The organism is Streptomyces sp. NPDC058092, from assembly GCF_042884935.1.
In the GTDB taxonomy this organism is placed as follows: Bacteria; Actinomycetota; Actinomycetes; order Streptomycetales; family Streptomycetaceae; genus Streptomyces.
The window spans coordinates 230,043-237,453 of sequence record NZ_JBHVSY010000013.1; the positions used below are offsets into that span (position 1 = coordinate 230,043).

General features: G+C 71.4%; 6 protein-coding genes. 3 read left to right on the forward strand and 3 right to left on the reverse strand.

All coding sequences use genetic code 11. The annotated features are described in order from the left end of the window. Nucleotides 1–4: 4 nt before the first annotated feature. From ACFVV1_RS22910 to ACFVV1_RS22920, 3 genes are read right to left on the reverse strand one after another with little or no spacing between them, the layout of a single operon-like run. Nucleotides 5–1,219: a thiolase family protein gene (locus ACFVV1_RS22910; RefSeq protein WP_389992085.1), complete on the reverse strand. Its 1,215-nt coding sequence runs from the start codon at nt 1,217–1,219 to the stop codon at nt 5–7. Continuing rightward, nucleotides 1,216–1,896, reverse strand: coding sequence for a CoA transferase subunit B (locus ACFVV1_RS22915; protein ID WP_389992088.1), 681 nt, complete (start codon nt 1,894–1,896; stop codon nt 1,216–1,218). Before ACFVV1_RS22915 ends, ACFVV1_RS22910 begins: the two co-directional genes overlap by 4 nt. Then, a complete protein-coding gene (locus ACFVV1_RS22920) occupies nt 1,896–2,666 on the reverse strand; it encodes a CoA transferase subunit A (RefSeq protein ID WP_389992133.1) in 771 nt (256 codons plus the stop codon). The genes ACFVV1_RS22915 and ACFVV1_RS22920 overlap by 1 nt, the downstream gene beginning before the upstream one ends. A 269-nt stretch (nt 2,667–2,935) precedes the next feature. Here ACFVV1_RS22920 and ACFVV1_RS22925 point away from each other — a divergent pair, with 269 nt between their 5' ends. The 3 genes from ACFVV1_RS22925 to ACFVV1_RS22935 form a co-directional block, all read left to right on the forward strand. Beyond that, complete coding sequence (locus tag ACFVV1_RS22925) at nt 2,936–4,600, forward strand: IclR family transcriptional regulator C-terminal domain-containing protein (RefSeq protein ID WP_389992090.1); 1,665 nt, start codon at nt 2,936–2,938, stop codon at nt 4,598–4,600. 406 nt (nt 4,601–5,006) lie between these two features. Further along, entirely contained in the window at nt 5,007–7,016 is a 2,010-nt protein-coding gene (locus tag ACFVV1_RS22930) for an NB-ARC domain-containing protein (protein WP_389992093.1), read from the forward strand. A gap of 63 nt (nt 7,017–7,079) precedes the next feature. After that, on the forward strand, nt 7,080–7,411 hold a 332-nt coding region (locus ACFVV1_RS22935), incomplete at its 3' end, for a transposase (RefSeq protein ID WP_389992096.1).

The window sequence follows — 7,411 nt, forward strand, 5'->3', positions numbered from 1 at the left end:
GGTTCTACCTTTCCAGTACGAGGGCCGAGCCCTGGCCCACGCCGATGCACAGCGTGGCCACGCCGACTCCGGACCCGGCTGCCTTGAGCTGATGGGCGACCGCGCCCGCCAGCCGGGCGCCCGAGGCGCCGAGCGGGTGGCCGATCGCGATCGCGCCGCCGCGCGGATTGAGGATCGAGGGGTCGAGGTCGGGCCACTCGGCGACGCAGCCCAGCACCTGGGCGGCGAACGCCTCGTTGAGTTCGAGCGTCGTGAGGTCGGCGAAGGTCCTGCCCGCCCGGTCCAGCGCCCGGTTCACGGCCTCGACGGGCGCGAGACCGAAGTAGTGCGGCTCGTTGGCGGACACCGCCGTGGCCGAGATCCGGGCCAGCGGCTCGCGGCCGGTGGCCCGCAGCCCCTCCTCGTCGGCCAGCAGAAGCGCGGCCGCCCCGTCGTTGAGCGGCGAGGAATTGCCCGCGGTGACGCTGCCGTTCTCCGTACGGAACGACGGACGGAGCTTGGCCATGGCCTCCGGCGAAGCGTCGTCCCTGATGCACTCGTCGCGGTCCACGACGAGCGGATCGCCCTTGCGGCGCGGGATCGTGAGCGGCACGATCTCCCCGTCGAACAGCCCGGTGGCCCGTGCCGCGGACGCCTTGCGGTGGGAGGCGAGAGCGAACTCGTCCTGCTGCTCACGGCTGAGGGAGTGCTTCTCCGCGATCAGTTCGGCGCTCTCGCCGAGCGGCATCGTCCACTGCGGGTCCATCTTCGGGTTGACCATGCGCCAGCCGAGCGTGGTCGAGAACATCTCGGTGTGCCCGGCCGGGAAGGCGCGGTCACTCTTCGGCAGCACGTACGGGGCGCGGGTCATCGACTCGACACCGCCCGCCACGGCCAGCGAGTGGTCGCCGAGGGCGATGGCGCGGGCCGCCTGCACCACGGCCTCCAGACCGGAGGCGCACAGCCGGTTGACGGTGACGCCCGGGACGGTGACCGGCAGTCCCGCGAGGAGCGCGGCCATCCGGCCGACGTTGCGGTTCTCCTCGCCGGCGCCGTTGGCGTTGCCGAGCACCACGTCGCCGATGCGCGCCGGATCGAGCTCTGGGGTGCGCGCCAGCAGCGCACGGATGGCGTGGGCGGCCAGGTCGTCGGGGCGCACCTGGGCCAGCGCCCCGTTGTACCGGCCGATCGGCGTGCGGACGGCATCGACGATGTAGACGTCGCGCGGTCGGAAACTCATGAGCCGGTCCTCTCGGTGATACGCACGGGGGCGGTTTTGGCCGGCACGTCGGTACGCACGGGGGCGGCGGTTGCGGCCAGCACTTCGTCGACGCTCACCCCGGGGGCGGTCTCCACCAGAACGAGCCCGTCCTCCGTCACGTCGAGCACGGCCAGATCGGTGATCACGCGGTGGACGCACGCCCTGCCGGTCAGCGGCAGCGTGCACTCCTCGACGATCTTCGGGCTGCCGTCCTTGGCGGTGTGCGTCATGGTGACGATGACGCGGCGCGCGCCGTGCACCAGGTCCATGGCCCCGCCGATGCCGGTCACCATCTTCCCCGGCACCGCCCAGTTGGCGAGGTCACCGCGGGCCGACACCTCCATGGCCCCGAGCACGGCGGTGTCGATGTGGCCGCCGCGGATCATGCCGAAGGAGAGCGCCGAGTCGAAGAACGAGGCGCCGGGCCGGACGGTCACCGTCTCCTTGCCCGCGTTGATCAGATCGGGGTCGACGTCCTCGTCGTACGGGAACGGCCCGGTGCCCAGGATGCCGTTCTCGGACTCCAGGACGACGTGGACGCCCTCGGGCAGATGGTTGGGGATCAGCGTCGGCAGCCCGATGCCGAGGTTGACGTACTCGCCGTCGCGCAGCTCGGCCGCGGCCCTGGCGGCCATCTCGTTCCGGTTCCAGGCCATCAGTCCCGTGCCTCCCGCTCGGTCACCGTGCGCTGTTCGATCTTCTTGTCCTCGGCCTGCTCCGGGGTCAGCCCGACCACCCGCTGCACGAAGATGCCGGGGACGTGGACGTGGTCCGGGTCGATCTCGCCCGGCTCGACCAGCTCCTCGACCTCCGCGACGGTGACCCGGCCTGCCATGGCCGCGAGCGGGTTGAAGTTGCGCGCCGACTTGTTGAAGTCCAGATTGCCGTGCCGGTCGCCCTTCGCGGCCCGTACGAGCGCGAAATCGGTGCGGATGCCGCGTTCCAGCACATACTCGGTGCCGTCGAACGCGCGCACCTCCTTGGCCGGCGATGCCAGGGCCACGTGGCCCTCGCCGTCGTAGCGCCAGGGCAGTCCGCCCTCCGCGACCTGGGTGCCGACGCCGGCGGGGGTGTAGAACGCGGGGATGCCCGCCCCGCCGGCCCGCAGCCGCTCGGCAAGCGTGCCCTGGGGGATGAGTTCGAGCTCCAGCTCGCCCCCGAGATACTGCCGGGCGAACTCCTTGTTCCCGCCGATGTACGAGCCGGTGACCCGGCTGATCCGGCCCGCGGCGAGCAGCACCGCAAGTCCGGAATCCATCGCCCCGCAGTTGTTGGAGACGACTTCGAGTCCGCTGACGCCTCGTGCGTGCAGGGCATCGATCAACACGTTCGGCACGCCGCTGAGACCGAAGCCCCCCACTGCTATCGACGCGCCGTCCGGCACGTCGGCCACGGCCAGTGCTGCTGACGCGACCACCTTGTCCATGGGACCGTCCATCCAGTAGTGTTCGCCCAGTGAAGTTTCCTTCACTCGCATCCCAGGAGTCTGCCGCCGCAGCGAATGCGTGTCAATGGTGCTGAGGCATTTCGAACACCGTCCGAAAACGCGCCTGGCCGTGCGCCTGGCCTGCTGGGACGGGGCCGGAGCGGAGCCCGCCCCGGCTCTCGGACCGGGCCGGGCCGGCGTACGGTCACGCCCGCCCCACGACATCGCCCCGCGTTTCCCGCGGTGCGGCCACACTCGACGGAGAACCGATGCCACCGACCCGGACCATCCCGAGCGAGCCGCCGGTACCGGCCGAGGCCGTCGCCCCGCTCATGCGCGGCATCACCGTTCTGCGCCGGCTGACCGACGCCGACGGGACACTCAGCTCCAGTGATCTGGAACGCGCCACCGGACTGGCCCGCTCCACCGTCGACCGGGTCACCACGACCCTCGCCCGCATGGGATACGTCCGCCTCGACGGCCGGGACGTCACACTCGCCCCGGGCCTGATGGAACTCGGCAACGCCTACCTGGCCTCCATCCGCCTCCCCGCCCTGTTCCGGGAACGGGCGGACGCCCTCGCCGACGAACTTGACGAGTCGGTCTCCCTCGCGGTCCCCGACGGCGACGGAATCCGCTTCATCCACCAGGCCACCCGACGCCGCGCGATGTCCCTGAGCTTCCGCATGGGCGACCTGCTGCCCGCCGAGCGCACCGCACCCGGAGCTCTGTTCGCCGCCGGCTGGGGCCCGGCGCGGTGGGCGGCCTGGCGGGAGCGGCGGGCGGCCGACCCGCACGGCAACCGCTTCCCGTCCCTGCCGCCGCGCCCGTGCCCGACGAAGGACGACTTCACGGCGAGGGTGGCAGCAGCGCGTGTGGATGACCGGGCATTGGACGACCAGCTGATCGAAGCGGGCCTCGTCGCACTCGCGGTGCCGGTCCGCGCCCCCGGGGGCGACGTCGTCTGCGCGCTCAGCGTCGTCAGCCACACCAGCCGTCACACCGCCGAGGGACTGATCGACACCCTGCTGCCCCGGCTGCGCGCCGCCGCCGAGTCCATGGAGGACCGGCTGCGCACCGCGCCGCCCGCCCGGCCCGTACCCGCCACCGGCGTACTCGCCTCCTGGACGGCCGCGTCCAAGCAGGAACTGGGCCGTGAGTTCATCGAGTCCCTCGCCCGCGGCCTGACCGTGCTCACCGCCTTCGGTGACGGCGGCGAGACCCTGACGCTCAGCGCCGTCGCGCAGGCCACCGGCCTCTCCCGGGCCTCCGCCCGCCGTGCCCTGATCACCCTCGAACACCTCGGGTACGTGGCGGTCGACGGCCGGGAACACCGGCTGACCCCGCGCGTCCTCGGCCTCGGATACCCGCCGCTCTCGCGCACGACACTGTCCCGGATCGCCCAGCCCCACCTCGCGGCCCTGGCCGGCCGCATCAAGGAATCGGCGTCGCTCGCCATCCTCGTGGACGACTCGGTGCAGTACGTGGCGCGCTCCGCCTCCCACCGCATCATGAGCGTCAACATCACCGTGGGCACCCGGTTCCCCGCCTACGCGACGTCGTTGGGCCGCGTCCTGCTGGCCGACCTGACCCCCGTCGAACTCGACGCCGGTCTCGCCCGCACCGAACTCCGCCCCCTGGCGCCGCGCACGCTGACCCGTCGCACCGAACTCGAAGCTGTCCTGGACCGGGTACGCACCCAGGGCTATGCCCTCGTGGACATGGAACTGGAAGCGGGCCTCCGCTCGATCGCCGTGCCCGTCCGCGACCGCACGGGCGCGGCGGTCGCCTCCATCAACGTCGCGATGCACAGCAGCAGCCGCACGATCGGGGAATGCGAGGAACAGATACTGCCCCGACTCCGCGACACGGCCCGGAAGATCGAGGCCGAACTCCACACGGCGGAACGCTTCACCCGCGTCGCTGTCGACTGAGTCCCGGCCGTCCGCCCGGCCGGCGTTCCGGGCACGTGTCGTTCACGGCCGGTTCCGGGGGCGCCTGCGGGCCCTCGGCACCGGCTGCGGGCCGGCGCCTGCGACGACGACGCGGACGGCTCCCCGGTGATCGGCGACTCCCTGCGTCACGTCGGCGGCGCCGATGACGGCGAGAACGCTCCCCGGGGCGGAGCACGCCGAGCACGCCGCCGGTACCGACAGGCTCGACAGCCAGGGCAAGGGCGGCCGCTCCGCCCCGTCATGGCCCGGCGGACGTATCCGCGTCCTCCCGATACCGAACACCGGGTGTGTGAGAACCTCTTGGGTGCGTGGCCTGGAGGGCGGCGACGTCTGGGGGACTCTCTGGCCGGGCAGTGTCGGGTAGCGATATCGGATCGGGGCCTTTATGAGGGTTGAACTGCCGCCGGAACCAGTGCACTTCGTCAACCGCGATGAGGAACGGGAGCGGGCTTTCCGCGCGGTGGAGGAGTGGCAGGGCCGTTCGCGGCCGTTGGTCCTGTCGCTGAGCGGCCCGGGAGGACTGGGAAAGACGGAGCTGGCCTTCCTGATCGCCCGGACGCTGAGCGACCGGTTCCCGGACGGCGTGTTCTCCGTCGACCTGGATGACTTCCGCATGGGCGGTGAGCTGGACCCCGGTGAAGTGCTGGCGCAACTGCTCGAATCGCTCGAGGTGGAGCCGGAATCGCTGGCGCGTCAGTTCAAGGCGCGCTGCCGGCAGTACTGGAAGAAGACCGCCGGCGGGAAGCTGATCGTTGTCGTCGACAACGCGCGCTACGCCTCGGAGGTCGTCCCGTTGCTTCCGGCCTCGGGCGACAGCGTGGTGATCGTGGCGAGCCACGGTCCGCTGTACGACCTGGAGGACGGCGCCGCCGTCGACCTCGTGCTGCCGCCGCTGGAGGATCCGGCGGCGATGGAACTGCTGGAGTTGATCGTCCGGGACCGCCGGCTGGCCGCTGATCCGGAGGCGGCACGGACGGTGGTGCGGCTGTGCCACGGTTTGCCGGCGGCCCTGCACGTCGCGGGCCGCTGGGTGCGCACACACCGCCTGCGACCGCTCTCACGCCTGATCGCGGAGCTTCGGGCCACGCTGGACGAGAAGGGTGTCTCCGGGGTGGAAGGCATCTGGGACACCACGTACCGCGGCCTCTCTTCCGCAGCGGCCTCGCTCTACCGATTGCTGCCCGACCATCCCGGCTCGACATTCACTTGCGAGTCCGCCACCGCGCTGTTGGGACGGGGGCCGGAGACCTGCCAGGACGCGCTGGAGGAGCTGGACCGGGCCGGGTTACTGGAATTGTCCGTGGGGCAGCGGACGGAGGACGGCCGGATGCGGCTGCGGGGACCGCTGCACGCCCATGCCCGGCGGCGGGCCCGCGAACACGAGGCGCAAGGGGAGTCGGATGAGGCGCCGGCGCGACTGCTGCGCTGGTTCGTCCGACAGGCCCAACTGGCCGACAGGTTCGCCGCCGGGCGGCGGCTGACCGTCACGGATCTCTTCGCTCCTGTTCCCGGTGCCCCGGACGTTCCCCTGGAGGATCCGGAGGCGGCAGAGGACCGCGAAGTCCGGGCCGAGCGCGCCGAGGGCGCCGCGCGCTGGCTGAACGCGGAACGGCATGCGCTGTTCGCGTGCGTACGCCTGGCCCACGCGCGAGGAATGGACGCCGAGGCCGTGGCCTTGTGCGAGCCCGTGTGGACGTACGCGCTGGATCATCCCCACCGGTCCGACGTGTCCGAGGTGTTCCGGCTGGGGGTCTCCTCAGCGCTCCGGTCCGGCAACGTACCGTGGCTGGTGCGCATGCGATGCCAGCTCGCCCGCCCGCTGTGGGAGTCGGGAAAGCTGACCGACGCCGAACGCGAGCTCGACAGCGCGATGTCGGCCCTCGGCCTGCTGGGTCATGACGACCGGGACAGCAAGCTCCGCGCCTCGGCGATCGAGTTTCGCGGCATGCTCAACTCCGCACGCGGCGACTGGAATGCGGCAGCAGCCGACTTCGCCCGGTCCCGGGACGTGCACCTGGCGATCGACAATTCCTACGGAGTCATGCTCCAGACCTATCGGTTGGGGCAGGCGAGCGCGGAACTCGGTGATCTGGAGGCGGCGACCCGGCTGCTGTCCGAAGCACACGCCGCGGCCGTGGCGCAGGATCGCGAGAGGATGAGCGCGCGCACCGGATTCGCACTCGGCGGCGTCCTGCGACAGCTCGGCCGTACGGCCGAGGCCCGTCCTCTGTACGAGCAGTCGCTGGCGGCCGCACGCCGGCGGGGCTCCGACTTCGACCAGGCACGCATTCTCGACGCGTTCGCCGAACTGGCCCAAGCGGAAGGGCTGAGCGCGGAGGCCGGGGAACACCGGGCGGCTGCGGAGGCGATCCGGCGACGGAACGGGCTGGCCTAGAAGATTGCTGAAATTCTCGGGTTCTGGCCCCGGCTCGGTGGAGTCGGGGCCAGTCTTGTAGGCATGCAGGGGGAATGGGCTGGGGAGATGGTCGGGCCGGATGTGTGGGAGACCTGCCGGGAGTTGATCCCGGCAGGCAGTGTGTTCGCGTTTCTGGCTGAACATCGTGAGGTGCTGTTTCCGCCGGGGATGTTCGCGGACATGTATCCGTCGTCCAACGGCCGTCCGAGTTTGCCGCCGCAGGTGCTGGCCGCGACGGTGGTGCTGCAGAGCCTGCAGGGGCTGTCGGACTTCGAGACCGTCCAGGAACTGCGGTGTGACCTGCGGTGGAAGGCTGCCTGCGGGCTCGGGCTGTACGACACCGCGTTCGATCCGTCGCTGCTGACGTACTTCCG